The following is a 24389-nucleotide window of genomic DNA, read 5'->3' as shown; positions in this document are numbered from 1 at the left end:
GCCAGAGGAAAACGCTGGACCGACATAAACAGGCAAGAAAGGCGTTTCCGTGGACGGAAGGAATCAGCCCTCTGGCCGCCAGGCGACATAGTCGCCACCGGACGGCGTACGCTCGCCGGTCGACAGCTGCGATCCCGGCGGGCGGTAGGCGAGCGGCGTGCCGGTCATGTTCGGCTGATGCGGCAGCTCCCACTCCTTGCCGGCGTAGATTTCCTTGGTGGGCGGCGTATCCACCGTATGATGCAGCCAGCCGTGCCAGCCCTGCGGAATGGCGGAGCCCTCACAATAACCGTTGAAGATCACCCAACGGCGCTCGAAGCCCAGCGCCTTGTCCTTCTTCCCGCCGCGACGGCGGTAATAGACGTTGCCGAATTCGTCCGTCCCCACGCGCTCGCCATAGAGCGCTGTCCACAGGCTCGTGTTGAGGGTCGCGCGATCCCACCAAGTGAAGAAACGGGTGAAGATGGACATAATGCGTTCGGCCTCTTCTTTGCGGCGCGCCTTGCGCCGGCCAGTCGGCGTCGTTGCGCTCCTTATGGCGTTGCGGCGCGGCGGTGTCTAGGGGTGCCGAGCCGAGCTGTTCAATGCACCCCATCGGCGGCCAAGCTGCGCAGCTCACGCAGCACGGCAATGAGCCGCCGAACATCGTCCTGCTTGACGCCTCTCTCCAAATCGCCGTGCGCCAAGCTATTGCGAAGCCGGCCCGCTTCACGAAGGAAATCTGCTTCCGAGGGCGTGACATAGCCGCTGTTCGCGAGAGATTCGACCAGCCGCGCCGGCGTTTGCGGCTTCCGGTATTTATCGGGCGCCAGAAATCTCGCTAGAGCCTCGAAAATCCCCCAGCCCATCATCAAGGCCGCCGCCAGAGCGCCTGTCTGTGCCAAGCCCTCGAGCGATTCCATGGCGTCTTCGATCGCGTGGAGGGAGACCGGAAAAAGCTCTCCAGTTTCTCCCGGCCGCACGAAATAGACGTTGAGCTCCCAGTCGCGAGCATCTCTGAAGAGCCGCCGCAAATCGCGCTCCTTGGCCTCACCTGGCTGGCCTTCGACGATGACCTCGATTGCGATTTTTTTGTCCTGCCCTAGCGCGATTGCGTCAGGCACGTAGCTCCCCATGAACGGAGGCAGCAGTTGCCGGGGCGGTTCATAGACGACCGAATAACCCTCCGCCTCCAGCCGGGGCGCCAGTTGGTCGATAATGAGCCGTCTTGATTGCTCGGGCTCTCTCATGCCAGTTCCTCGAACGGATCATCCGAAAGCTTTACATAGAGAAGCGGCTTCGTCTGCGTGAGAGCCTTTTCCAGCATTGAACTCGGCGCGGCGAAACGGAAAACGCCGTCAGGTTCAAATTTCTGCACGACGACGCGCTCAACCTGTCCATCGTCAAGATAAACTTGCTGGGTCAGTGCGTCCAGGATCGGCTTGACGATATTGTCTATGTCGCCATCCATGGCGCTGTCGGGGAAATAATAGAGCGTGACGGCGATCCGGTCGTCGCTCGCGAAGTAATCAGGGGGCAAGGCGATGCGGCTTGCGGCCCGCACCCTGTCCTGCCAGTCGCGCTTAGAAGCCGCTCTTTTCGTCTGTAGGGAAACCGGCGCGCCTTCGACAATAAATTCCAAAGGGAAATGAATTTCCAAAGTTCACTCCGTCTTTATAAACGCCCCAAAAGCCCTCGGCCCATCTCCCGTCTCCGCCTTGCCCGCGACTTTCAGAGTTTTGGCGTCGATGGACCAGAGTTCGTTTGAAAACCAGCTCGTGACGTAAACCCGCGAACCGTCGCCGCTCGCAGCAATTCCTTCGGGATATTCGCCGACTTTCACGACGCCCAGGGGCGCGAATGTCGCGGCGTCGAAGACGCTCACGCTATCGGCGTGCTGGTTCGCGACAAAAACCCGCCCGCTCGCCAGCGTTGCCGTATACGGACGGCTTTGCGTCTTCAGCGTCGCGACGACCTTGCGGGAGGCAATGTCGATCACGCTGACGTCGTCCGATTCGACATTGGCCGTATAGGCGCGGGCGCCTGCGGCGTCGATCGTCACGCCGAAAGGATGCTTGCCGACCGGCAGCGTCGCGATCCGTGTGAAGCTTTCCGCATCGATGAAGGACACTGCGTTGTCGTCGCGATCGGCGACGATGATGGTCTTGCCGTCGGGCGTCACGGCGACCCCCGAGGCCATCGCCCCGACGCCGACGCTGCGCAGCTCGCCCTGCTCCGGGTCGATCTCGACCAGCCGGCGCCCGTAAAGGTCGGCGACATAGACGCGCTTGCCATCCCGCGCGGCGGCCACGCCGAGCGGCCCGCCTGCGATCGGGATGCGCCGCTCGATCTTATGCGCTTTGGCGTCGACGATCGTCAGGAACTTGCCTTCGGGGCTCGTCACATAGGCGCGCGCGCCATCGCGGCTGACAGTAATCCCCGCCGGCTTTCCGCCGATGGGAAGGCGCGCGAGCGGCGTCATCGTTGTGACGTCGATAATGTCGAGCGCATCGGCTCCCTGCGCAGTGACAAAAGCTTCGTCGGCGTAAGCGGGGAAGGAGACGAGCGCTGCGAGGGCGGCAACAACGCCGAGCTGGCAGAAACGCCGCTGGCCACCTCCCCATCCCTCCCCCGCTTCGCGGGAGAGGGGGCGCGTTCGGGCCTTAGCCAAGTTTGTGTGCGCCCACCGGACAACGACTCGGACGCTGATCGCGAGCGTCCCCTCTCCCGCGAGGGACAGGGAGGGGGCGCGGCGGCTCGAGATCACGCGCAGGGGTGTCATCTCCCCTCCACCCGCGCCTTCAGCGCCGCGAGATTGGCGCGGTGCAGCGCCGTCACGGCGGCGAGCGCCGTGTCGTCGTCAAGGCCCGGCGGCGGGTCGTTGAAGGGATGGCCGCGATAGAAGCGGCCTTTCCATTCGGCGAGCGACTTGCCCTCGCCCGCAGGCTTCACCGTCACATGCGTCATGTAATTGATGGCCGGCAGGTGCCTCACATCGTCATGGTCGCGATGCCAGGCGAGCGTCATGCGCTCGGCGTCCCATCGGACGAGCGTTTCCTCCACCGCGCCGCCATCGGCCATGAGGAGCTTTCGCTTGGCCCTCTCAGGCTCATTGCCGCCGCTCGCCTCGACGCCTTTCACGCCGGGCAGCCAGTCGTAATGGGCGAAGTCGCTCACCACCGCCCAGACCTTCTCGGGCGGCGCGTCGATCACAATGGTCTCGACGGATTTGAGGGGGGCAGCGCCATGCGCGGCCCAGGAATTCGGGCCAGGAACAGGAGGCCCGGCGTCGGCGGCAGCTTTTGCTGCCGACGCCCAAGGGACAAGCGCCGCCAGCGCGAGAAGCGCGGCGCGGCGCGACAGGTTGGACATTTTACAATCCTCCCGGCGCCCCTCTCGCGCTGGGTTGCGGGTTTACTTGCCCTCGGCCTTGGCCTTCAGCCCGGCGAGGCCGGCGGTGTAGACGCCCGAGACGGCCTTGATAGCCGCTTCGTCGGAGAGCTCCGGCGGCGGGTCGTTGTTCATGAAGCCGCGATAGAAGGCGCCCTTCCATTCGACTTCCGTCTTGCCGCCCGCGTCCTTGACGGTGATCGTCGAGGAGTAATTGTTCACCGGCAGAACCTTCACGTCGACATTGTCGATCTTATAGGCGATCGACTTGCCCGCCGCGTCATATTTCGTAAGCGACTCCTCGATCACGCCGCCGTCCTTGAGCGTCAGCTTGCGCTTGGCGCCGACGTCATTGCCGCCCGTGCCTTCGGTCTTGGCGACCGGGGGCAGCCAGCTCATGTCCTGGAAATTGCCGACGATGGCCCAGACCTTGTCGGCCGGCGCGTCGATCTCGATCTTCTCGACCACTTTCTGGCGCGAAGGGCCGTGCGCGAAGGCGGGGGCCGTCGCCAGCCCGGCGGAAACCAGCGACAGGGCCGCAACGACGACAGCGCGGCGCGCAATCACAAAGGACATGGGAATTTCTCCTGGGAACCTTCCTCCACCGCCAGCGCGGCGGCTGAGCACATAAGGGCGCCGCAAGCGGCGACGTCAAGGGCGGCGCGATCAGCGCCGCGCCAATGGAGCCGCGCACCAAGGACGGAATCAAGCCCGCCGGCCGAAGACAAATTGGAGGCGATATTAGAGGGCGTTAACGCGGCGCATGACATCCTCGAACCTTCCGCAACCTTGAAACGCCTCTTTTAGCGCTCATATACCATCCAACTGGATGGCGTGGAGATGGCTATGGCGGCGGAGCTGCATCGGTTGAGGGAGCGAACCAGCGAGTCCGAGAAGATCACAATCAACGTCGGTTACGTTGATCTCGGGCATATCGATCTGCTGGTGCATGAGGGCTTCTATTCCAACCGCAGCGACTTCATCCGCACCGCCATCCGCAATCAGCTTTCGGTCCATGCCGACGCCGTCAAGCAATCCATCGTGCGGCACACGCTCGAACTCGGCCTGCGACGCTACAGCCGTGACGAACTCGAGGCGCTGAAAGCCGCTGGGCGCAAGCTGCGCATACAGGTATTGGGGCTTGCGATCATCGGCGACGATGTCACGCCCGAGCTTGCGCGCGAGGTGATCGAGTCGATCACCGTGCTCGGCGCGCTTCAGGCAAGCAAGGAAATCAGGGCGGCGCTTGCCGACCGCATCGGCTGAACGGGCCTGCGCCCTTCCGTGGAGGAACCACAGCATGAAACCGATTTTCGGCGACGCGATCGAACGGGCGACCAAGCTCACGCGCACACAAAACCTCGTCGAGGCGACGCGCGTCCTGATGCGCGGCCTCGCCGGAGGAACCGCCTCGACCGCGCAGGAGACCCCGACCAGAGACCTGGACTGGGCTGGGAAGCTTGCAGAAGCTGCGAAATCCCTAACTGGGGAGGTCACGCCTGAAACGCCGTCGACGCCACGAACGGCGTTGCCGCTTGGAGAGACGCTGGAGCGCCTGCGAAACGGCGACCTCCCAAATCTCGGCCAGGGACTCGAAGCGCTGGCGAAATTCCGTAACCGCCCGCGCGTCGCCGTGCCTAAAGGCGCGGCTTTTGAGACGCGAACATTTGCCTGCGAGGCCGGCGCTCGGCCTTATAAGGTCTATACGCCCGCCACGGCGCGTGGGGCCGCGCCTGCGCTCGTCGTCATGCTGCACGGCTGCACGCAGAACTCGGACGACTTTGCGGTGGGGACTGGAATGAACCTGCTCGCCGAGGAATTCGGCTTCATCGTGGCCTATCCCGAGCAGCCAGCGACGGCTAATCATCTGGGCTGCTGGAACTGGTTCAACCCGCAAGACCAGCTCCGCGATCGCGGCGAGCCCAGCATCATCGCCGGCATCACCCGTGCGCTCCTCGCCGAGATGAACATCGACCCTCGCAGCGTCTATGTCGCGGGCCTTTCCGCGGGAGGCGCAATGGCGGAAGTCATGAGCGTGACCTACCCCGACCTCTACGCCGGCGCGGGCGTCCACTCGGGCCTCGCCTATGGCGTCGCGAGCGACACCGCGACGGCCTTCGCCGCCATGGGTGGAAAGCCTCCCTATCGCGGCGCGCGGCGGGCGCAGGACCGCGTCCGCACCATCATTTTCCATGGCGATTTGGACCGCAAGGTCCATCCCACCAACGCGGAGCTTATCCTCGCTGAAGCGCGCGCCGGCTTGTCCCGGATTCATCAGGAAACGACCGAGCGCGGGGCGGCGGGAGGGCGACCCTACAGCCGCACCGTCGTCGCCGACACAAGCGGGGTGCCCCATGTCGAATATTGGGCGATCGAAGGACTGGGCCACGCATGGTCGGGAGGGTCGCCGGAAGGCTCGCACACGGATCGGAACGGCCCGGACGCGTCGCGCGAAATGTTGAGGTTTTTTATGGAGGGTCGGACAATGCGCTGAAGCGGGCTGCTGTCATACGGGCGTCTTGCGCGGGAAGGATGAGGGCCGAATGCTCCCACTCCTCCGCGCCTTCGCCTTTGTCGCCGCCATGGCGGCCGCCTTCGTTTTTCTCGTTCCCGTTCAGGCGATCGCGCGGCGGCGCGGCTGGGCGATCCAGCACAAGATACAAACCAGTTTCTGCCGGCTGATGTGCGCGGTCATCGGGATCAGGGTGACGCCCGCCGGCGCCCTGCCCGCCTCGAGCCCGCGCTTCGTGGTCTCGAACCATGTCTCCTGGACCGACATCATCGCGCTCGCGAGCCTTTATCCGTTGGTCTTTCTGGCAAAGAGCGAAGTGGCGGGGTGGCCGGTTCTCGGCTTTCTGGCGCGGCTGCAGGGCACCGTCTTCGTGCCGCGCGGCTCGCGCAAGGATATTCCGGCGGTCAACGCCGCGCTCTGCGGCGTGCTACGCGAGGGTCGCGATCTCGTCGTCTTTCCCGAAGGCACGTCGAGCGACGGCGCGGACGCGCTGCCCTTCAAGCCGGCGCATTTCGACGCCCTTCAGGGATATGACGGCGCGGCGGCCCTTGCGCCCGCGGCCATCCTTTATACGGAAGGCGCGCGGCCGGTCGATGTCGGCTGGTATGGCGACATGACCTTCCTGCCGCATCTGTGGAGCCTCATGAAACGCAGCGGCGTCCATTGCCGTATAGCCTTCGGCGAAGCGATTTCACTCGAGGGCAAGGATCGCAAAGCGCTGGCGGCGGAGACAGAGGCGCAGGTGCGGGCAATGTTGCAGCAAATGCGAGCATAAGGGCGCGCCTGTTAGGCTGGCCTTCTGGCCCTACCGTCATTGCGAGGAGCTCAAGCGACGAAGCAATCCAGAGCCGAGGCGTGGCTCTGGATTGCTTCGCTTCGCTCGCAATGACAGGCGCTGCCGGCGGAAAGCCTCACGCCGCGCGGCGTTCGCCTCCGCCGAAATATTCGATGTAGCGCGCGCCGATCTCCGCGACCGGCATCACCACGAAGACATCCGTCGTATTGAATTTGAGGTCCACAACTGCGCCGTCGCCGAAGCGCGCGCCGAGGCGCAGATAGCCCTTGATCAGCGGCGAGAGCGCCTCGCGCGCCGCCTTGGCGTCGAGGCTGTCCTTCGGCGCCATGGCCATGGGCACATAAAGATCGGTCTTCGCCTTCACCCGCCACTCGCCCTGCGCGCCGGCGTAATGGGCGAGATAGCTCAGCGCCTGGGCATGAGCGAGCGGGCTCACGCCCGGAAAGCTGGCGCAACCGATCATCACGTCGATCTGATGCGCGCGAACATAGGCCAGAAGGCCACGCCACAAGAGCTCGATCGTGCGCTTGCTGCGATGCGACTCGCGCACGCAGGAGCGTCCGAGCTCCAGAATGCGCTTGCCGGCATGACGCGCGAGCAATGGCGCGATGTCATATTCGCCCGCCGAGTAAAAGCCGCCGGCCTTTTGCGCCATATCGCCGCGCAGCAACCGATACGCGCCGACGATCTTCGGCTTCACCTTGCCGCGCTTGTTCGTCCAGGCGTGGTCGATCACGATGAGATGATCGCAATATTTGTCGAATTTGTCGGCGTCGCGGCGCATGAAAGCGGTCTTGGCGTCCGGGATCGCGCCGCCTTCCTTATAGAAGACCTCGTAACGCAGGCGCTGCGCTTTGCGGATCTCGCCCTTGCCGCGCGCAAGCCGCGCTTCGAGCGAGCCCATGCGGCCGAGCGTTTCTACAATGGTCTTTTTCTGCGGCGACGGCGGCTGAAGATTGGTCAGAGCGGCGATCGTCCGCCCAATATCCGCGTGGCTGGTCCACATCCGCGATAATTCCCCCGCGACTACACGATTTTCTCATCACGATTCCACAAAGCTTTTGTGACGTGCGAATTGGTGACACAAGGCCTGCCAGGCTCTAGTTTCGCCCGCAAAGCTCCGGAGGCAAAGGATGATTTTTGGGCGGGGAGCGCTTTTCCTGGCGGCGTCGATCGCGCTTGCCGCGCCGTCCTGCGCGGAGGAGATCGTTCCGCTCGCGGGCTGCTACGAACGCGTCTACGACTCCGCCTGGCTCGCGGCGCACCGCGGGCAGATCGTCGGCAAAGCCACCCTTTCGGTCGTGAAAACTTCCGTGCCCGAGACGCCCGGCGAAACGCAGCACATCCTCGCTGACGCCATGCTCGTGATGTGGTCCGGCCAAACCGCCTTCGGCACCATCGGCGCCTGTTTTTGGGAGCGGACCGGCCTCGTCTGCAACGCCGCGCTCTCCGCACAGAAAACGGCGCTCTGCAAAAGCAAGGAAGACGGCGTGCGCGCCTGCCGCGTCTCGTTCAATGACTCGGGCTCTTTCACGCTGGAGCAGAAGCCCGAAGGATTGATGCTCACAATCCGCGAGCGGCTGGAGCTCCCGGGCCCCGAGGCGCGCGGAACCTACCTCTACCTCAGCCCCGCCAACGCCGAGAACCACGCCTTTCTGCTGAAGCCCGCGCCGGCGGCACGGTGTAAATAGCCTGCCGTATTGGGAACAACCGTCATTGCGAGGAGCAAAGCGACGAAGCAATGAAGGGCAAGCGCCGACATTTTAGGCCTTGCCTCTGGATTTATCCCCAGAATTCACCGATTTGTCCACATGTTGTCTCCCTGTTAATATCTGCCACAATATCTTGACGACATCTTCAGACTCGCGCAGTGTGGAGGCACAAGATCATGACGTCACGGCGAGCGTTCTCCCCAACGTGTAGCTGTGTCCGGCTCCCTCCGGATGTCGTCATTATGCTTGAGCGTAATCCTCGTATCCGGCGTTCCAGCCTCGCGGGCCGATTCGACCGCGGGCGACGGCGCGCCTCTACAGAGTTCGTATTGGCGGACATTTACGTCGCGGGCCGGCGAACGGCTGCGCGCGACCGCGGCCTCGCGCCTGATGGAGATTGAAGAACATGAAAATCGAGCGGCGTCACACCACGGCGGGCGAGTCTCCTTACGCGTCTATCGAGTTCCGCACGACGAAAAGCGAGATCCGCAATCCCGACGGGTCCGTGGTGTTCTCGCTCGACGGCATCGAGGTCCCGGCTCAATGGAGCCAGGTCGCCTCGGACGTGCTCGCGCAGAAATATTTCCGCAAGGCGGGCGCGCCCGCGCGGTTGAAGAAAGTCGAGGAGACCTCCATCCCCTCCTTTCTGTGGCGCTCCGTCGCCGATACGGAGGCGCTCTCCGCGCTCCCCAAGGATCAGCGCTACGTCTCCGAAATTTCGGCCAAGCAGGTCTTCGACCGGCTCGCCGGCGCCTGGGCCTATTGGGGCTGGAAGGGCGGCTATTTCGACGCCGAGGAAGACGCCCAAGCCTTCATGGACGAGCTGCGCTACATGCTCGCCATGCAGATGGCGGCGCCCAATTCGCCGCAATGGTTCAACACCGGCCTGCATTGGGCCTATGGCATAGACGGGCCGAGCCAGGGACATTTCTACGTCGATTTCGCCAATGGCAAGATGGTGAAGTCGAAGTCGGCCTATGAGCATCCGCAGCCGCACGCCTGCTTCATCCAGTCGATCGAGGACGATCTCGTCAACGACGGCGGCATCATGGATCTCTGGGTGCGCGAGGCGCGCCTGTTCAAATATGGCTCCGGCACCGGCAGCAATTTCTCGAAGCTGCGCGGCGAGAAGGAAAAGCTCTCGGGCGGCGGCTCCTCTTCGGGCCTAATGTCCTTCCTCAAGATCGGCGACCGCGCGGCAGGCGCCATCAAATCGGGCGGCACCACGCGCCGCGCGGCGAAGATGGTCGTCGTCGACATCGACCATCCCGACATCGAGGCCTTCGTCGGCTGGAAGGTGAAGGAGGAGGAGAAGGTCGCCTCGCTCGTCACCGGCTCCAAGATCGTCAAGAAGCATCTCAAAGCCATCCTGCGCGCCTGCGTGAATTGCGAGGGCTCGGGCGACGACTGCTTCAATCCGGAGAAGAACCCGGCGCTCAAGCGCGAGATCAAGCTCGCCCGCAAGAACGATGTTGCGGACAACTACATCAAGCGCGTCATCCAATTCGCCAAGCAGGGCTACAAGGATATTTCCTTCGACACCTATGACACGGATTGGGACAGCGAGGCCTATCTGACCGTCTCCGGCCAGAACTCCAACAACTCGGTGCGCGTGACGGATGAGTTCCTGCATGCTGTCGAGAACGACGGCGATTGGTCGCTCATCAAGCGCCTCGACGGCAAGGTTGCGAAGACGCTCAAAGCCCGCGATCTGTGGGAGAAGATCGGCTATGCCGCCTGGGCGTCGGCCGATCCGGGCATCCAGTTCCACACCACGATCAACGACTGGCACACCTGCCCGGCCGGCGGCGAAATCCGCGCCTCCAATCCGTGCTCGGAATATATGTTCCTCGACGACACGGCGTGTAACCTCGCCTCGCTGAACCTGCTGCAGTTCCGCGATCCGACGACCAAGCGCATCGACGTCGAGTCCTATGAGCACGCCGTGCGCCTGTGGACCGTCGTGCTCGAGATCTCGGTGCTGATGGCGCAGTTCCCCTCCAAGGAAATCGCACAGCTTTCCTATGAGTATCGCACGCTGGGCCTCGGCTTCGCCAATATCGGCGGCCTGCTGATGTCCTCCGGCGTCGCTTACGACAGCGAGGCCGGCCGCGCGATCACCGGCGCGCTTTCAGCGATCATGACGGGCGTCTGCTACGCCACCTCCGCCGAAATGGCGAAGGAGCGCGGCCCCTTCGTGCGCTTCATGGAAAACCGCGAGGCGATGCTGCACGTCATCCGCAACCATCGCCGCGCCGCGCATGGCGAGCGCGCTGGCTATGAGGGCCTCTCCGTCAATCCTGTGCCGCTCGACATCGCCTCCTGCCCCGACGCGCGGCTCGCCGAACATGCGGCGGCGGCCTGGGACAAGGCGCTGGCGCAGGGCGAGCTCTACGGCTATCGCAATGCGCAGGTCAGCGTCGTCGCGCCCACGGGCACGATCGGCCTCGTCATGGATTGCGACACCACTGGCATCGAGCCCGATTTCGCGCTGGTGAAATTCAAGAAGCTCGCAGGCGGCGGCTATCTCAAGATCGTCAATCGCGCCGTGCCGGAGGGTCTGCGCGCGCTCGGCTATCGCGAAAGCGAGATCGCCGAGATCGAGGCCTATGCCGTCGGCCACGCCTCGCTCGCCAATGCGCCGGCGATCAACACCGCTTCGCTGCGCGCGCGCGCCTTCACCGATGAGAAGATCGCGGCGATCGAAGCCGCCCTTCCGAGCGCTTTCGACATCAAATTCGTCTTCAACAAATGGACGCTGGGTCAGGATTTCCTCACAGGCGTGTTGAAGGTCAGCCCTGAGCAGCTCGAGGACAAAAACTTCGATCTGCTCACCCATCTCGGCTTCTCGAAACAGGAGATCGAGGCGGCGAATATTCACGCCTGCGGCGCCATGACATTGGAGGGCGCGCCTTTCCTTAAGGCTGAGCATTACGCCGTCTTCGATTGCGCCAATCCCTGCGGCCGCACCGGCAAGCGCTATCTCTCGGTCGACTCGCATATCCGCATGATGGCGGCGGCGCAGCCCTTCATCTCGGGCGCGATCTCCAAGACCATCAATATGCCGAATGACGCGACGATCGAGGATTGCGAGCAGGCTTACTTGCTGTCCTGGCGTCTCGGCCTCAAGGCCAATGCGCTCTATCGTGACGGCTCCAAGCTCTCGCAGCCCTTGTCGGCCCAGCTCATCCAGGGCGAGGACGAAGAGGACGACAAGGTCGAGGAGCTCATTGCGCAAAACATGCCGGCGCGCGCCGCCAATGTCGCCGAGCGCATCGTCGAGCGCGTCATCCATCAATTGGTGCGCGAGCGCGAGAAGCTCCCCGATCGCCGCAAGGGCTATACGCAGAAGGCGGCCGTCGGCGGCCATAAGGTCTATCTGCGCACCGGCGAATATGCCGACGGGCGCATCGGCGAAATCTTCATCGACATGCACAAGGAAGGCGCGGCCTTCCGCAGCTTGATGAACAATTTCGCCATCGCGATCTCGCTCGGCCTGCAATATGGCGTGCCGCTCGAAGAATATGTCGACGCCTTCACCTTCACCCGCTTCGAGCCCGCGGGCCCAGTGCAGGGCAATGACGCGATCAAGAACGCGACGTCGATCCTCGACTATGTGTTCCGCGAGCTTGCTGTCTCTTATCTCGGCCGCAACGATCTCGCCCATGTCTCGCCCGACGACATCGGCCATGACGTGCTGGGCCGCGGCGAGCACGAAGGCAAGGCGCCCGAGACAAGCGCCATCGTCTCGCGCGGCCTACTGCGCTCCAAGACCGACAAGCTGATGGTGGTCCACGGCGGCGCCGTGGCGCTGCGCGAAACGCCGGAAGTGACGCGCGAGGAAGCCGCCGAGCCGCTCTCGCAACTCGGTTGGACGGAGCCGACGAAATCCGTGCAGGGCATGGCGGAAAAACGCGCCGAGGCGCGGATGAAGGGCTATGTCGGCGAGGCCTGCCCCGAATGCGCAAATTTTACCTTGGTGCGCAACGGGACGTGCCTGAAGTGCGAGACCTGCGGCAGCACGACGGGGTGCTCGTGAAAGACTAACACTTTATGTAACGGCAACCATACCTTGTCACCAAATCCGGCTTGGGTCTGTCACTTGACAGGCCCAACGAATCGTATGGCGACCCTGACATCGCATTTATTTTCAAACAGTTACAGAAGGATTAAGCGCGGCTCACCTAGCTACCACGGACGTCACCGCTTGATCTTCGACGACGGATGCCGCAACCAATCCTGACAGGGCCGTAGCGGCGACGCGCTCGCGCACAGAGCAACTGACTTTTAATTTGGGGGTCCTGGGTTCGAGTCCCAGCACGCTCATCACACGATTCCCTCTGTCCACCCCTTATCCTAGCGCCTATGCCCCCATAGGGTCTGGCAAGCGCGACCATGGCACTTGACACGCTGGAGATTTCGGCCATCTTTGAGCGCCATGGAGTCGGGACAGATATATTTTGGCAGCTTTCGACGGAGTTTTGTCGTTGGCGTCATCGTATCTGTATTCCTGTTTCAACTCGCGTCGTTCGCCGGTGCAACAAAGCTTTCCGGCGTGGGCGGTTATCATGCATCCTTCGAAGCCGCCGTCCTGTGCAGCCTCAACGGCGACAACGACGGCCCGGCGCATGACGACTGCAATCACTCCAAATGCTGCGAGCATTGCCTGGTGGGCGCCCGCGTCGTGCCTGTTCTGGCGCTCGCCGTCACTTTCCTCGCCATCTTGGACTTGCTCCCGGAAAAGCAAGTCATTTTTCCCGGAGCCTTCGACGAAGCTAGGCCTATCTCAGGTAGGTTGAATAGCTGGTCATCTCGCGCTCCGCCTTTCTTCTCCTGATCAACCGAACGCGGCCAGAGAGGCTGCGTAGATATGTTTCGGTCGAGCGGCCTGTAGCGCCGTCAAGGGAGAAGCAACGTGTTTTCAACGTTTTCATCTAGCGGCAGCCGGCCGCGTGCCCCTATTGGAGAAACTTATTCGCTCCGCGACGTCTTCCTTTCTAGCCAAGGAGACCTTTTGCGCTACCTCATACGAAAAGTCGGCTCCGCCGATGCGCCGGACCTTCTTCAAGAAGCGTTCGTACGGATCGTTCGACTAGAAAAGCCGGAGAGGATCAATGATCCGCCGGCGTTCCTGAAGACGATAGCGGCTAATTTGGCGCGTGATTTTGCGCGCCGTCGCAAAACCGAAGCTAGCTATATTCAATTTGGCGAGTATCTGGTTGAAGCGCCCTCCGCAGAGGCGTCTCTCGACGAACGTTTGGACTATGAACGCAAATCCCGCCTACTTGACATGGCTGTAAGCTCTCTACCGCCGCGATGCCGCGAAGCTTTCAAACTTCATATCTACGAAGACGTTCCTCTTCAGGAGATTGCGCGGAAGCTCGACATCTCGGACAGGATGGTGCGCAAACACATCAGCCTTGCTTTCCGGACTTGTCGCGCCGCGCTCAGGAATTCTTTGGAGTGAATCTCGGGCCCCGTGGAGCACATCCGGAAAAATCACTTCGACGAGGTTCCGCTTTTTCGACTTACTGCGTCCTCCCAAGAGGGAGCAGCCAATCGTTCTAAAGATCATCTTGGGACTGCGGCAATCGACTTGGGGAAGGCCGAGCATAGCTGCTGAATTCGGGTTGATGGGTGTCTCGCCGTTAATCCGCCCTGGGTGTCTCGCGTCGCTGGAGCGCCGTTAGCGTCGATGGTGACATACCGAGGTTGTTAACGGAGATTTACGCCGTTCTCCACCTATGATGCATGGGAAGGGTCAAGCGCGCGTGGGTCTTTCCGGTCTGCGAACGAGGATCGAAGCGACGCTGGGATTGTTTCAAAGGACTATGTTTTGGTTGCTATTCATACTCGCGGCGCTCGGCGGCGTCGAAGAGGCCGCGGCGAAAGATCAGCCCGTCGCCATCACCTTCGGATTGATGGCGGACGGGAAGGAAGTCGGCTGTGGGGCACCGCTTGCCAATCTCGGCGGCGGCCATTTGCAGGCCAAGCTCCGTGAGGCGCGCTTTTACGTTTACGACGTCAAGCTCGTCGACGCCAAGCGCACACGCACGCCCGTCGCTCTGACGCAAAATGAATGGCAGTACGGCGATGTCGCCTTGCTCGATTTCAAAGACCCGCGCGGCGGCAACGCCCTTGCACGGAGGGAAATCCCGCAAAGAACACAACAATTTCCGGAACGGCGCCGCGGCGCGCTTATGTCGGCCTCGAATTCTCTGTCGGCGCGCCTGTCGAGACGATTGTCGACGGCAAGCCCGTCCCTATCAACCATTCCAACGTCGAGACCGTGCCGCCGCCTCTCGATATCGCCGGTATGGCCTGGAATTGGCAGGCGGGCCGCAGATTTTTGACGATCGAAGTTGACCCGCCTTCTCCCATAATCAAACCTGACGGCTCCAAGACGAGGACCTGGATGGTCCATCTCGGCTCGACTGGCTGCAAGGGCAATCCGGCCACGGGCGAAATCGTTTCCTGTGCGCACGAGAATCGTTTCACTGTGGCCTTCGACCATTTCGACCCGAAAACGCAGCGCGTCGAGTTCGACCTCGCTCGACTCTTCGAAAGCAGCGATCTTCTCGCCGATAAGGGTGGTGCGGTCGGCTGCATGAGCGGGCTCGATGATCCGGAATGCCCCGCGATTTTCGCCGCGCTCGGCCTCAATCTCACGGGGACCGAAGGGGCCACTGGCGAGGCCGTCAAGCAAACGAAGCCAGGCGTCTCCCCGGTCTTCAAGACGGACCCGGCGAAGGTGGCGGGAGGCAAGCAATGAGGCGCGGGCGGCTTTTCGCGATTGCCGTGCTGAGTCTCGCCGCCGCGTCACCCGGGGCGGCCGAGCCAGCCAAACAATCCGGCTGGCAATGGGACCTGCCCAATTATGTTCCGCCGCCGCGCGTCCCAGCCGACAATCCGATGTCGGAGGAAAAGTTTCAGCTCGGTCGGCGCCTGTTCTACGACAAGCGCTTGTCTGGGAACGGGACAATTTCGTGCAGCTCCTGCCACCTGCAGGAGCGCGCCTTCACTGACGGGCGAGCGCTCAGTGTCGGCTCAACCGGCGAGAATACGCCACGCAACGCTCCCTCGATTGTGAACTCCGGTTGGCATGGCACATTGACCTGGGCCAATCCGGCGCTGGTGACCCTCGAGCGGCAGATGACGAACCCGTTGTTGGGGGAGCGGCCGATCGAAATGGGCGTGAATGACGCGAATAAGAACGAGATCCTTGCCCGTTTTCGCGCCGATTCCGATTATCGGAAATGGTTCAAGGAGGCGTTTCCCGAAAAGGCTGATCCCATCTCTCTGGAGACGATCGTCAAGGCGATTTCAGCATTCGAGCGCGGAGTCGTGTCGTTCAACAGCCGTTACGATCAATATCTGCAAGGCAGACTCAAGTTGAGCGAGGCCGAGCAACGGGGGCATGATCTCTATTTTGGTGAGAAGGCGGAGTGTCACCACTGCCACGGCAGCGTGAATTTCAATGATCAGTTTGTTCACGTGAAGACGCGCGAGGCTGAGACGCCGTTCCACAACACCGGGCTCTACAACATCGACGGCAAGGGCGGCTATCCCGATCCGAACCGAGGTCTCTTCGATATAACCGCCGATCCTGATGACATGGGCAAGTTTCGTGCGCCCAGCCTGCGGAATATCGCTTTGACGGGCCTTACATGCACGACGGGACCGTCGCGACACTGGAAGACGTCATCGAAATCTATTCGCAGGGGGGCCGCAAGATCGAGAAGGGGCGCAACGCTGGCGAAGGACAAGCCAGCCCGCTCAAAAGCGGTCTGATCGTCATGATCGACCTGACGCCACAGGAAAAGGCCGATCTCGTGGCGTTCCTGAAAACCCTCACAGACGACACGCTTCTCACCTCCGCGAGATTCTCGGATCCATGGAATAAAGCAGCGGCGAATTAGCAATTGGTCGACGCCTCATCGAGGTGTCGCCTACTTCCACCAAAGCAACGCGCGGGGGCGTTGTTTGTTAATGGCACAGAGTGAATCACTATGACCCTTGCGAAGCGGCATATAAGAGACTCCCGAGAAAAAGCCGCCTCGCCGCCGGTTTCATTTGGCTTGTTGGCTACCGCTGCTATTTGCTCGAACATTATCTGGCCTCTGGCTGCTCTTGCGCAGCTTTCGGACTCCCAGGCGCGGCCCGGGGAAAGCCTCATTCAAACGGATTGGCAGACCTGCTTCGCCCCAGGCCCTGCACGGGACCGCGAGGCTGCCCTTGCCGCTTGCGACCGGATAAGCGTGTCGCAGGAATCTTTTCCTCCAGACCTGTTGCAGAAAGCGCATGATCGTTTAGATGTTTAGTCCCGGCATCTGATGGAGCGGATCGAGTATGAATCTGTCTGGCTCTTTCGTCCAGAGTTTGCAGATGAATTCGTACGGCGTGAGGCCTTTGAGGGTCTTCAAGCGGCGGGCGAAATTGTATGCGGTGACGAAGTGGTCGAGATGCGTTCGCAGCTCTGCGTGCGTTTCATAGAAGTAGCGCTTAACCGTCGCTTCCTTGATCGTGCGGTTCATGCGCTCAACCTGGCCATTGGTCCAAGGATGCTTGGGCTTGGTCAGGCGATGATCGATATCGGCGCGGGCGCAGGCGAACTCAAACGCATGCGCCCTGAAGGGTCGCCCCTCCGCCAGCATTTGCTTGATTTCCGCAGGGGTCCAGGTCTCGCCGCGGGGATCAGTAAAGTGCGTTCCATTATCCGTGAGCACCGTGTGGATTTTATAGGGAACGGCTTTGATCAACGCGAACAGGAAGTCGGCGGCGATCCGCGTCGTGGCCTTCTCATGCAGTTCGACGAAAGCGAATTTCGACGTTCGGTCGATCGCCACGAACATGTAGAGCTTGCCTTCGGCCGTGCGCACTTCGGCGATGTCGATATGGAAATAGCCAATCGGATAGGCTTTGAACTTCCGCTTGGCGGAGACCTCGCCCTCGACGCTCGGCAACCGTGAGATGCCGTGGCGCTGAAGACAGCGATGCAGCGACGATCGCGTCAGGTGGGGAATAGTCGCCTGGAGGGCATAGAGGCAGTCGTCCAAGGGCAGCAATGTGTGACGGCGGAAGGCGACAATGATCGCCTCCTCCTCGATCGTGAGAACCGTGGATCTGGGCTCTTTAGGCCCCGTGCGCTCGTCGCAAACCGACGCCCGCTTCTTCCACTTGGCGATCGTCTTCTGGTTGACGCCATACCGCTTGGCGAGAGCTCTCAGGCTCTCTTGACTATGTTGTATCGCTCGACGCACCGCCTCAGTCGTGCGGGCGCTCCCGTGGAGAACCTGGCCCATAGCGCATCCTTCCATTCGCTGGAAAAGATTGCACCATCAAATCCTGGGATCAAACATCTAGAGCGTCGGCGCCGGATGATCTTGGAAGGAACCGACCCCGCGCCGAACCGAGACGCAACGGCGTCAAGCAAGAAGTAAGACTCGGCTTTTCTTCTGAGCAGACCGTTCGCCTCAATTTCCGTTACAACTTTGACGACGCGAGGAGGCGAGGAGGCGAGGTCATCTTGCCAGACGAGAATTGGAACGACGATCCTTCTGACACGCGTCGTCCGCTGGCACATGATGCACGTTTTGACGCAGCCCTAAGCTCCAAAAATGACGGGCAACGGACCCCAATCTCACGGAATAAGACGGCAAGCAAGGCCACATTCGAACTTCCATCGCCTCGTTCAGGCCCCTTCCCCACACTAACCAGATCAGACGTGACGGCTACGCCAAAAACCTCTCCGCGGGCACAAACAAGGCTCGAGCCATTGCACATGCCATTAGCCCTTCTGCGTCGATTTGACTTGAGGCCGAGCGCCAGGCGACGAAGCCGTCGGGTCGAACAAGCAATGCGCCGTCGCGACCGAGGCCGGTACGAGCGAGAAATGCGTTATCCACGTCGAATATGTCCCCGTCAACTCTAAAGGCCGTGATCGGCGCGAGCGAGCGCTGCGCTATCGCGCGCGCTGCATCGACCCACATTTTGCCATCGGGTCCCGCTAGCACCAGAAAACCGTCGCCGACAAGGTCGTGAGTCGAAATCAATTCGCCTTTTCGCTCGAGGGGGACATGTGCAAGACGGCATCCCGGTTTGCACGATGGGCTACGAACATCGTCTGTTAGCCGTTCGTCATCAGGTTCTTCGAGCGAAATGGCGGCAGAGCGGTAGCGATAGCTCATCGCAACCTCGAGATAGCTCAATCGCCCGCGCGCCTCGGAAAGGTCTGATCGGTCAATCCGCAACCGCTCGACATAATTCTCTTTCGCCCGCATGATAGAAAGCCACGCAATCGGACGTCTCTCGGTCTCATAGGTATCGAGGAGAGCGGCGCCAGCTTGGTTCCCGACCACCATTGAAAGCTTCCAAGCGAGATCGGCGGCATCCTGAATTGCAGCCTGCCCCGCCAAGCCGCCGACGGGTGGCATGATGTGAGCGGAGTCGCCCACCAGGAAGACACGCTCGATCTTCATGCGCTCGGCTACGACGGCCGACATTTTCCAGGGCAGAACATCGAGAATGCCGATATTGAGATCGGGCTGGCCCAGCGCAGCCCGCACAACACGCTCACAACGCGCTGCATCGTAGTCGGCGGCGCTCTCTCGGGCGGGATCATATTCAACGTTGAGCTGACCCCGATCGGGATCATCACAGCTTACGAAGGCGCCATTGAATTCTGGATTGCGAATGTAGCACAGCAAAAAGCCGCGGCCATCCATCACCTTCCTCAGATCGGCCTCGAATAGGATCGATATTGCGTGCGACAACACGCCCGGCCCTTCCATCGCGACGCCGAGCGTTTTCCTGATTGAACTTCCGCTTCCGTCTCCGGCGATAAGATAATCCGCAAAAATAACGGTTTCATTGCCGCTTTGAGCGTCACGCAAGACAGCGCGGACGACCTTGTCGTCCTGACTGAAACTCGCCAACTCGGTCGAAAATCTGATTTCGGCGCCCAGTGACAGCGCATACCGCATCAACACCGGTTCCACCCTGTCCTGCCCAGCGCTGCACAACGACGCAGGTGAAAGGGAGCGGGTATCGAAGCCTCCTGGCCAATCAATTGTTTTGATCGGCCGGCCTACTACCGTTTCGGCGATCAGCACCGTGTTATCCCCCGGGGCTGCGCGGCTTGTGCGGTGCAAATCCGCCTCGAGGCCGGGAATCTGTCTCAATAATTCTAGCGTGCGCAAATTGAGCCCATGAGCTCTTGGGTGGCGCGAAAGGAAGTTGTTCTTTTCGACAAGCACACAAGAAATTCTTCGCAGCGACAGCATCGCGGCCGCCGTCAGTCCTGCATAACCAGCGCCGACAATCAGCACGGATACATGTCGAGGCGCCATGGGCTACCTCCTTCTGAATAGCGGCAGAGGATGAAAGCGTTTGGCCATATCTGAGACGTCCGATGGCGTAAGCCAACACCATAGGCATGTTGCGCACGCTGCCTCAGGAAATACCAGTGACGAATAGGCCAGAATCGGCGAATCTGCATAAAGGCCAAGCCCAACCAAGGGCACAGCAATCAGCCAGAGCGCGGTGGAATCGACCGCCGCGACCGCGCCGAAGTCGCCGTGCGCGTGCAATATGGCTCTCAAGACATTTGCAATAAATCGAATTGGCAGCGAAATTGCGAGCGCCTGGACCAGAGTCGCCCACCAAGGGCCTTGTTGGCCGTATAGGCGCCCCAGCCAATCTTGGCTTTCAAACAAGAGCATCGCCGAACCGATGGCAATGAAAGTGCCGGGCGCCCAAACCACACGCAATACCGCTAAATATTGACTGCGATCCCATCCGGCGAGTCTAAACGACAAAAATCTAATTAGCGCCATGAACGGCGTGAATAAGATAAGCATCAACGTCTGGCCTGCGGCATAGGAGTTCAGGCGTGAAATGTCGTGTTGATTTGACCATTGCGCTGCAAACAAGGCGAAACTGATCAACACGCCTATTTGTACAGAGGCCAGGCGCTGGGCTTCGCAAGCGGTCGCGCGCAAGAATTGCGCCGTCCAATTCCATTTAGGGACAGCTATCCAGCTATTGCAAAAACTGGCCAGAACTTGGTTGCACCAGATTGTTGAGCAGAAAACGACAATAAGTCCGCTCACGAAACACCCCGAAAATCCCAATCCAAGCAGGTTCATGAAAACATAGTTTCCGGCCGTCTTGGCGACCGCCTCGATCAATTTCCATCTCACGACCAGCGACCCACGGCCCACCGCATGAAGAACAAACGCCGACACATTGCTCAAAAATCGAAAGGGAGCGGCGACGGAATACCAGAAGACGCCGTCTTCGATGAATGACGCAATCCTCTCGTCACCGACAAGCCTCTCGCCGAACCACGGATAGAATAAAAGGCCGCAAATCGAGCAGCACACGCCAGCTCCCACGGCGAGCGTGCGTATCTGGCTGACCGCGCATGCCGTCTGGCCGGCACGCTGAGCCTTCACAACGGATGTCGATGCAACGGCGCTCAACGCCATCATCGCGACGACATCCACGAAAGCCAACCGCATCAGCACTGCATATGCTCCGACCGCGGCGCCGCCCATGTGGCTCACCATGATGATGTCGGCTTGCTGCGTTAGTTGCGCCGCGACCAGCGCAAAAAGCAAAGACCAATAGCCCCGCCAGAAGTCCCTATTGCTCATAACGGAATTGATTTCCAACCGGGAAAATAGTCGAGGTCGAAGCTTGGCGCATAGAAACAACCGAAGTGCCCGGCTGGACTGGAAAGCGGTTCTTCAAGATCAAGACGCTCGACTGGAATCACGGTTGTTTGAAGGCTCTTGAGCTTCCAACCCACGACGACTGCGCCTTCAAGCATCGGGCTTCCGATTACGAGCGCGCAGCGGTCTGTGTCGCGATCGACCCCGATCCAGCGTCCCGCGGCTGCGCTCATCATTCTCAAGAGAAGATCCCTTCCAAGGCGGTCACGAAATCCTGACTGCATCAGCCATCCATAGACCCAGAGGTAAAAGGCCCAGTTGAATGTTACGCCCTTTGCGCGCGCCCATTCCATAAACGGCAGGAATATCGCCCGCCCATCGGGACCGGAGAGTTCCAGGAGCTCCGGAACCTGATCGAACAAAGCATGCCAATACGCGCGAATGCTGATATCAACCCGGACATAGGCTCTAGATTCTCTTGGGTACGCGCTTTGTCGCTCGGGATTCGCGAAATCGTCCAGTAGATCCGCGTCGAGCCTAGCTGGCGCTGGTGACAAGCATGTCATGGGCTTTTTCCTGAGTCCGAGGGAAAATATCGTGAAGGCGTTGGAGGTCCCTGGAGATCGAATCGTAATCGATCTCAAAATCGCGCTCGTAGGTGATTGTTGCGCCAGGTTTGTCGAAGACGTCGCGCATATCAGTCAGAAAAGCGATCGTATCCGGCGCCAATTCGCGGTCGTGCGTATCGACGATCACGTTGGGTTCGATGAACGACGGGCCGTAGCCCGCGACGTGAAAATGTCGAGTGCTCGCGATGACGTCTTTCCATAAGTCAACAGGCGCGCCGCAATTATGCTTCGCGACGATGGCATTCGACGCGTCGAAAAGAACGCCGGCGCCAGTATCCTTGCAAAGACGTTCGTAGAAGGCGGGTGCCTCCCAACCGCCCTCCATGATCGAAGGATAATTCTCAAGATAGAGTCGGGTTCCGAGCGCATCCTGCCACCACTCGACGCGCCGTCGAACCGAGTCGTATTCTCCGTAGTCAATTTCGGCAAGGTGCAACAGACGCCTGTCGTTGTGGCTGAAACACAAGAGATGATCCGACACGTAAACCGGATTCATTGCGTCGATAAATGTGCGCACATTCTTGGCAAATTGCTGTAGCGCCTCCGTATCGTTTTCGAGGTGCTTCGAAAACATAATGTGAAATGCGACCGGGCAATCGAAAGCGTCTACCAGCTCCTTAACTGGAAAGTGAAAAAAATTATCGATCAGCAACTCGCAATAATCGATCTGGCGCTCCTTCACCATGCGCTGAACCATTTCGAGGGTGCCATTCAGCGTGAAATTGAATCCGATCTGCATTTCCAAACCCGCCTCCAGAGAAGCGGCGCCGGAAAACGGCGCCGCGGAGCGCCGGCCCGGTCAAGCCGGGCGCGGCGCAGAAGCTTCAGACCAAATTAGGCCGGGCCGCAGCCGCATTGACCGCCGCCCGAGCACGAGCTGCAAAACGCCTGAACGCGACCAACGACGGGCAGGATTTCCTTCTTGGTGATCTTGATAGTCATTATCGTCTCCTAATTTGATGCCAAACATAGCTCCGCATGCCTGTAGTATAACAAAGCATTACGAACGTTTCTCGCAGCATCTATTCGAAAAACAGATGGATAGTCACATTCAGTAATACAGGAGTCAATACTAATAAATCGTTTTTGAATGGAAAAATATGCGAGACACTGAAATAGTATGCCTGCATTCGAACGCTAATAGTCCGCTATCCTGGAGATTGGAGGGCTCAATTGATTTGTCGCCACGTCTGCTTTGCGCTGACGCCGGCTACCTCCGTACTTTCGATCGCCGCCGATTTCTGTCGCGGCTCCTCGGTACCAAGCTTCTTTTGCCGGGCCGCATATTTTTTCTACTCGTTCTCCCAAACGGACATTTTTTGCCGGTCTTAACTCACTTGACGATATGCGACCGCATTTCGGAACCTTCTTTGAAAAAAAAGTGCTCTTGAAACCTGACACTTCACGAACGTTTGGGTCTATTGGGTCGGCTTGCATTTAGCGCGTGAGGAGTATTCACTCATTTGAGCGCGCGTAGGACGAAGAGCTGTGATTTCTGTTCGATCGATGAAGCCAATCAAGGAAACACCGCGTTCCGACGCCGACGACGCCGGGGACGCCGCCATCGACTGGTTCGTGAGATTGAGGGGCGGGCTGTCCTCCGCCGAGGAAAAGGCGGCTTTCGAGCAGTGGCTCGCCGAAGATGCCGAAAACGCCGCGGCGTTCGAGGAGGTCCTGCGCATGTTTGGCCATCTCGCTGGGATGAGCCCGTCCCTTCGGGTCCGACGCGCGCGCCGTGGCCGCAGGCGGCGCATCACGGCCACGGTCGCCACTCTGGCGGCCGCTCTCGCGATGCTGCTGTCGCTGGGCGACGTCGTAACACGAATTCGGGCCGATCATTACGCCGGCGTCGGGGAAAGGAAAGTCGTCACGCTGGATGACGGCTCCTGGGCGCAGCTCGACTCGAGGTCGTCTATCTCTGTCCATTACAGCGCCGCCGAGAGACGCGTGACGCTGCTTTCCGGCGAAGCCTGGTTCGACGTTGCGCCCGATCCCGCGCGTCCCTTCGTCGTCGAGGCCGGCGAGGGCTCCGTGACCGCGCTCGGCACCGCCTTTGACGTCGCCTTGGACGGCTCCGGCGCGCGCGTGACAGTGAATGAACATCGCGTGCTGGTCATGAGCCGGGGAGCCTCGGTCGTTGTAGCGGAAGGCCAACAGAGCGGTTATGAGCGCGGCGCCGCGGCGCGCGCGCCTGAAGCCGTGGACATCGACGCAGCCACCGCTTGGCGACACGGGAAGCTGATCGTGACGAAGCAGCCGCTTCGCGATGTTCTCGCAGCGGTCGGACGTTACCATCGCGGGATTATCTATTGCGTCGATCCATCTGTTTGCGCGCGCCGTGTTTCCGGCGTTTTCGGCGTCGACGACCTGCGGCAACTCGTCGACGAAGTGGAGATCTCGCTCGGCCTGCACGCCATCCACATGACCGAATATGTGACCTTGTTGTATTGACGCTCGAGGAACGAGAATTTTTTTAAAGGAGAGGTTCCGTTTTCTTGCCTTGCCACGTCTAGGGTTAGAGGCCTTGCCGTGGGACTGCATGTATGACGGAGCGAGAAGCAATAAGGAAAAGAACTCCGCAGCGGCTCCGAGATAAGTTCAGTATCGATCGAACGGCCCAGGGCTTGCCGCCCATCTGCGTAGAGATTTTAGAGCCGAAGCACGCGCACTTTGAATCAGGCGGCGCCCAGCAACCGC

General features: G+C 60.6%; 25 protein-coding genes. 11 read left to right on the top strand and 14 right to left on the bottom strand.

Annotation, left to right across the window (positions count from 1 at the left end; all coding sequences use genetic code 11):
* Window positions 1–63: 63 nt before the first annotated feature.
* The 6 genes from OGR47_RS07555 to OGR47_RS07530 form a co-directional block, all read right to left on the bottom strand.
* Window positions 64–471 carry an NADH:ubiquinone oxidoreductase subunit NDUFA12 gene (locus tag OGR47_RS07555; RefSeq protein ID WP_165055442.1) on the bottom strand — a complete coding sequence of 136 codons (408 nt, stop codon included), beginning with the start codon at window positions 469–471 and terminating at the stop codon, window positions 64–66.
* A gap of 110 nt (window positions 472–581) precedes the next feature.
* Window positions 582–1229 (bottom strand): hypothetical protein, encoded by a 648-nt coding sequence (locus OGR47_RS07550; RefSeq protein ID WP_165055443.1) that lies wholly within the window; start codon window positions 1227–1229, stop codon window positions 582–584.
* Window positions 1226–1639 (bottom strand): RusA family crossover junction endodeoxyribonuclease, encoded by a 414-nt coding sequence (locus OGR47_RS07545; RefSeq protein ID WP_165055445.1) that lies wholly within the window; start codon window positions 1637–1639, stop codon window positions 1226–1228. The genes OGR47_RS07550 and OGR47_RS07545 overlap by 4 nt, the downstream gene beginning before the upstream one ends.
* A 3-nt stretch (window positions 1640–1642) precedes the next feature.
* The gene (locus OGR47_RS07540) at window positions 1643–2650 is read right to left on the bottom strand and encodes a YncE family protein (protein WP_246729836.1); all 1008 of its coding nucleotides are present in this window, start codon (window positions 2648–2650) and stop codon (window positions 1643–1645) included.
* A gap of 107 nt (window positions 2651–2757) precedes the next feature.
* Window positions 2758–3351: an SRPBCC family protein gene (locus OGR47_RS07535; protein WP_165055447.1), complete on the bottom strand. Its 594-nt coding sequence runs from the start codon at window positions 3349–3351 to the stop codon at window positions 2758–2760.
* A gap of 42 nt (window positions 3352–3393) precedes the next feature.
* On the bottom strand, window positions 3394–3945 hold the full coding sequence (locus OGR47_RS07530; protein WP_165055449.1) for an SRPBCC family protein: 552 nt from the start codon (window positions 3943–3945) through the stop codon (window positions 3394–3396).
* A 270-nt stretch (window positions 3946–4215) separates the two neighbouring features.
* Here OGR47_RS07530 and OGR47_RS07525 point away from each other — a divergent pair, with 270 nt between their 5' ends.
* From OGR47_RS07525 to OGR47_RS07515, 3 genes are read left to right on the top strand one after another with little or no spacing between them, the layout of a single operon-like run.
* Window positions 4216–4635: a CopG family transcriptional regulator gene (locus OGR47_RS07525; RefSeq protein ID WP_165055450.1), complete on the top strand. Its 420-nt coding sequence runs from the start codon at window positions 4216–4218 to the stop codon at window positions 4633–4635.
* A gap of 34 nt (window positions 4636–4669) precedes the next feature.
* Window positions 4670–5863 carry an alpha/beta hydrolase family esterase gene (locus OGR47_RS07520; RefSeq protein WP_165055452.1) on the top strand — a complete coding sequence of 398 codons (1194 nt, stop codon included), beginning with the start codon at window positions 4670–4672 and terminating at the stop codon, window positions 5861–5863.
* 49 nt (window positions 5864–5912) lie between these two features.
* Window positions 5913–6656: a lysophospholipid acyltransferase family protein gene (locus OGR47_RS07515; RefSeq protein ID WP_165055453.1), complete on the top strand. Its 744-nt coding sequence runs from the start codon at window positions 5913–5915 to the stop codon at window positions 6654–6656.
* Window positions 6657–6792: 136 nt separating this feature from the next.
* On the opposite strand, the gene OGR47_RS07510 is transcribed toward OGR47_RS07515, so the two are convergent.
* Entirely contained in the window at window positions 6793–7683 is an 891-nt protein-coding gene (locus tag OGR47_RS07510; RefSeq protein WP_165055454.1) for a GNAT family N-acetyltransferase, read from the bottom strand.
* Between the two features lie 127 nt (window positions 7684–7810).
* On the opposite strand from OGR47_RS07510, the gene OGR47_RS07505 reads away from it, so the two are divergent.
* The 4 genes from OGR47_RS07505 (at window position 7811) to OGR47_RS07490 (ending at window position 13856) form a co-directional block, all read left to right on the top strand.
* Window positions 7811–8368 (top strand): hypothetical protein, encoded by a 558-nt coding sequence (locus OGR47_RS07505; protein ID WP_165055455.1) that lies wholly within the window; start codon window positions 7811–7813, stop codon window positions 8366–8368.
* Between the two features lie 427 nt (window positions 8369–8795).
* Window positions 8796–12428, top strand: coding sequence for a vitamin B12-dependent ribonucleotide reductase (locus tag OGR47_RS07500; protein WP_165055456.1), 3633 nt, complete (start codon window positions 8796–8798; stop codon window positions 12426–12428).
* A gap of 390 nt (window positions 12429–12818) precedes the next feature.
* Complete coding sequence (locus tag OGR47_RS07495; protein ID WP_165055457.1) at window positions 12819–13226, top strand: hypothetical protein; 408 nt, start codon at window positions 12819–12821, stop codon at window positions 13224–13226.
* A 177-nt stretch (window positions 13227–13403) separates the two neighbouring features.
* A complete protein-coding gene (locus OGR47_RS07490) occupies window positions 13404–13856 on the top strand; it encodes an RNA polymerase sigma factor (RefSeq protein WP_246729837.1) in 453 nt (150 codons plus the stop codon).
* A 376-nt stretch (window positions 13857–14232) separates the two neighbouring features.
* Here OGR47_RS07490 and OGR47_RS07485 read toward each other — a convergent pair whose 3' ends face one another.
* A complete protein-coding gene (locus OGR47_RS07485; RefSeq protein ID WP_246729838.1) occupies window positions 14233–14370 on the bottom strand; it encodes a hypothetical protein in 138 nt (45 codons plus the stop codon).
* 98 nt (window positions 14371–14468) lie between these two features.
* On the opposite strand from OGR47_RS07485, the gene OGR47_RS07480 reads away from it, so the two are divergent.
* The 3 genes from OGR47_RS07480 to OGR47_RS07470 are packed head-to-tail and all read left to right on the top strand — an operon-like array spanning window position 14469 to window position 16308.
* Window positions 14469–15161: an MbnP family copper-binding protein gene (locus tag OGR47_RS07480; RefSeq protein WP_253948096.1), complete on the top strand. Its 693-nt coding sequence runs from the start codon at window positions 14469–14471 to the stop codon at window positions 15159–15161.
* The gene (locus tag OGR47_RS07475) at window positions 15158–16180 is read left to right on the top strand and encodes a methanobactin export MATE transporter MbnM (RefSeq protein ID WP_246729840.1); all 1023 of its coding nucleotides are present in this window, start codon (window positions 15158–15160) and stop codon (window positions 16178–16180) included. Before OGR47_RS07480 ends, OGR47_RS07475 begins: the two co-directional genes overlap by 4 nt.
* 5 nt (window positions 16181–16185) lie before the next feature.
* Window positions 16186–16308, top strand: a complete 123-nt coding sequence (locus tag OGR47_RS07470; RefSeq protein WP_256367650.1) for a hypothetical protein — start codon at window positions 16186–16188, stop codon at window positions 16306–16308.
* 390 nt (window positions 16309–16698) lie between these two features.
* Here the strand turns inward: OGR47_RS07470 and OGR47_RS07465 are convergent, their stop codons facing one another.
* The 6 genes from OGR47_RS07465 to mbnA form a co-directional block, all read right to left on the bottom strand.
* Window positions 16699–17691, bottom strand: a complete 993-nt coding sequence (locus tag OGR47_RS07465) for an IS481 family transposase (RefSeq protein ID WP_216697894.1) — start codon at window positions 17689–17691, stop codon at window positions 16699–16701.
* 429 nt (window positions 17692–18120) lie between these two features.
* Window positions 18121–19737, bottom strand: a complete 1617-nt coding sequence (gene mbnF, locus OGR47_RS07460) for a methanobactin biosynthesis FAD monooxygenase MbnF (RefSeq protein ID WP_165056286.1) — start codon at window positions 19735–19737, stop codon at window positions 18121–18123.
* Between the two features lie 3 nt (window positions 19738–19740).
* Window positions 19741–21045: an MATE family efflux transporter gene (gene mbnM / locus OGR47_RS07455; protein ID WP_165056288.1), complete on the bottom strand. Its 1305-nt coding sequence runs from the start codon at window positions 21043–21045 to the stop codon at window positions 19741–19743.
* Entirely contained in the window at window positions 21042–21629 is a 588-nt protein-coding gene (gene mbnC, locus OGR47_RS07450) for a methanobactin biosynthesis protein MbnC (RefSeq protein ID WP_165056289.1), read from the bottom strand. The genes mbnM and mbnC overlap by 4 nt, the downstream gene beginning before the upstream one ends.
* Window positions 21601–22431, bottom strand: coding sequence for a methanobactin biosynthesis protein MbnB (gene mbnB, locus OGR47_RS07445; RefSeq protein ID WP_165056291.1), 831 nt, complete (start codon window positions 22429–22431; stop codon window positions 21601–21603). Before mbnB ends, mbnC begins: the two co-directional genes overlap by 29 nt.
* Window positions 22432–22526: 95 nt before the next feature.
* Window positions 22527–22634: a methanobactin gene (gene mbnA / locus OGR47_RS07440; RefSeq protein WP_165056293.1), complete on the bottom strand. Its 108-nt coding sequence runs from the start codon at window positions 22632–22634 to the stop codon at window positions 22527–22529.
* A gap of 564 nt (window positions 22635–23198) precedes the next feature.
* Between mbnA and OGR47_RS07435 the strand changes: the two genes are divergently transcribed.
* Window positions 23199–24143 carry a FecR family protein gene (locus tag OGR47_RS07435; protein WP_165056363.1) on the top strand — a complete coding sequence of 315 codons (945 nt, stop codon included), beginning with the start codon at window positions 23199–23201 and terminating at the stop codon, window positions 24141–24143.
* Window positions 24144–24389: the final 246 nt, after the last annotated feature.

The organism is Methylocystis sp. MJC1, from assembly GCF_026427715.1.
GTDB lineage: Bacteria > Pseudomonadota > Alphaproteobacteria > Rhizobiales > Beijerinckiaceae > Methylocystis.
This window is presented reverse-complemented; position numbering and strand designations above follow the sequence as displayed.

What these genes read in the sequence shown, in the direction of transcription:
- OGR47_RS07500 (WP_165055456.1), top strand. Translation starts at nt 8,796, where the DNA reads ATGAAAATCGAGCGGCGTCACACCACGGCGGGCGAGTCTCCTTACGCG.
- OGR47_RS07505 (WP_165055455.1), top strand. Translation starts at nt 7,811, where the DNA reads ATGATTTTTGGGCGGGGAGCGCTTTTCCTGGCGGCGTCGATCGCGCTT.
- OGR47_RS07480 (WP_253948096.1), top strand. Translation starts at nt 14,469, where the DNA reads ATGGCAGTACGGCGATGTCGCCTTGCTCGATTTCAAAGACCCGCGCGG.
- OGR47_RS07435 (WP_165056363.1), top strand. Translation starts at nt 23,199, where the DNA reads ATGAAGCCAATCAAGGAAACACCGCGTTCCGACGCCGACGACGCCGGG.
- OGR47_RS07465 (WP_216697894.1), bottom strand. Translation starts at nt 17,691, where the DNA reads ATGGGCCAGGTTCTCCACGGGAGCGCCCGCACGACTGAGGCGGTGCGT.
- mbnM (WP_165056288.1), bottom strand. Translation starts at nt 21,045, where the DNA reads ATGAGCAATAGGGACTTCTGGCGGGGCTATTGGTCTTTGCTTTTTGCG.
- mbnB (WP_165056291.1), bottom strand. Translation starts at nt 22,431, where the DNA reads ATGCAGATCGGATTCAATTTCACGCTGAATGGCACCCTCGAAATGGTT.
- OGR47_RS07510 (WP_165055454.1), bottom strand. Translation starts at nt 7,683, where the DNA reads ATGTGGACCAGCCACGCGGATATTGGGCGGACGATCGCCGCTCTGACC.
- OGR47_RS07475 (WP_246729840.1), top strand. Translation starts at nt 15,158, where the DNA reads ATGAGGCGCGGGCGGCTTTTCGCGATTGCCGTGCTGAGTCTCGCCGCC.
- OGR47_RS07535 (WP_165055447.1), bottom strand. Translation starts at nt 3,351, where the DNA reads ATGTCCAACCTGTCGCGCCGCGCCGCGCTTCTCGCGCTGGCGGCGCTT.
- OGR47_RS07515 (WP_165055453.1), top strand. Translation starts at nt 5,913, where the DNA reads ATGCTCCCACTCCTCCGCGCCTTCGCCTTTGTCGCCGCCATGGCGGCC.
- mbnC (WP_165056289.1), bottom strand. Translation starts at nt 21,629, where the DNA reads ATGACATGCTTGTCACCAGCGCCAGCTAGGCTCGACGCGGATCTACTG.
- OGR47_RS07485 (WP_246729838.1), bottom strand. Translation starts at nt 14,370, where the DNA reads ATGGCCGCCGCCGAGATTGGCAAGCGGTGCCCCACAGCCGACTTCCTT.
- OGR47_RS07470 (WP_256367650.1), top strand. Translation starts at nt 16,186, where the DNA reads ATGATCGACCTGACGCCACAGGAAAAGGCCGATCTCGTGGCGTTCCTG.
- OGR47_RS07550 (WP_165055443.1), bottom strand. Translation starts at nt 1,229, where the DNA reads ATGAGAGAGCCCGAGCAATCAAGACGGCTCATTATCGACCAACTGGCG.
- OGR47_RS07530 (WP_165055449.1), bottom strand. Translation starts at nt 3,945, where the DNA reads ATGTCCTTTGTGATTGCGCGCCGCGCTGTCGTCGTTGCGGCCCTGTCG.
- OGR47_RS07525 (WP_165055450.1), top strand. Translation starts at nt 4,216, where the DNA reads ATGGCGGCGGAGCTGCATCGGTTGAGGGAGCGAACCAGCGAGTCCGAG.
- mbnF (WP_165056286.1), bottom strand. Translation starts at nt 19,737, where the DNA reads ATGGCGCCTCGACATGTATCCGTGCTGATTGTCGGCGCTGGTTATGCA.
- OGR47_RS07520 (WP_165055452.1), top strand. Translation starts at nt 4,670, where the DNA reads ATGAAACCGATTTTCGGCGACGCGATCGAACGGGCGACCAAGCTCACG.
- OGR47_RS07555 (WP_165055442.1), bottom strand. Translation starts at nt 471, where the DNA reads ATGTCCATCTTCACCCGTTTCTTCACTTGGTGGGATCGCGCGACCCTC.
- mbnA (WP_165056293.1), bottom strand. Translation starts at nt 22,634, where the DNA reads ATGACTATCAAGATCACCAAGAAGGAAATCCTGCCCGTCGTTGGTCGC.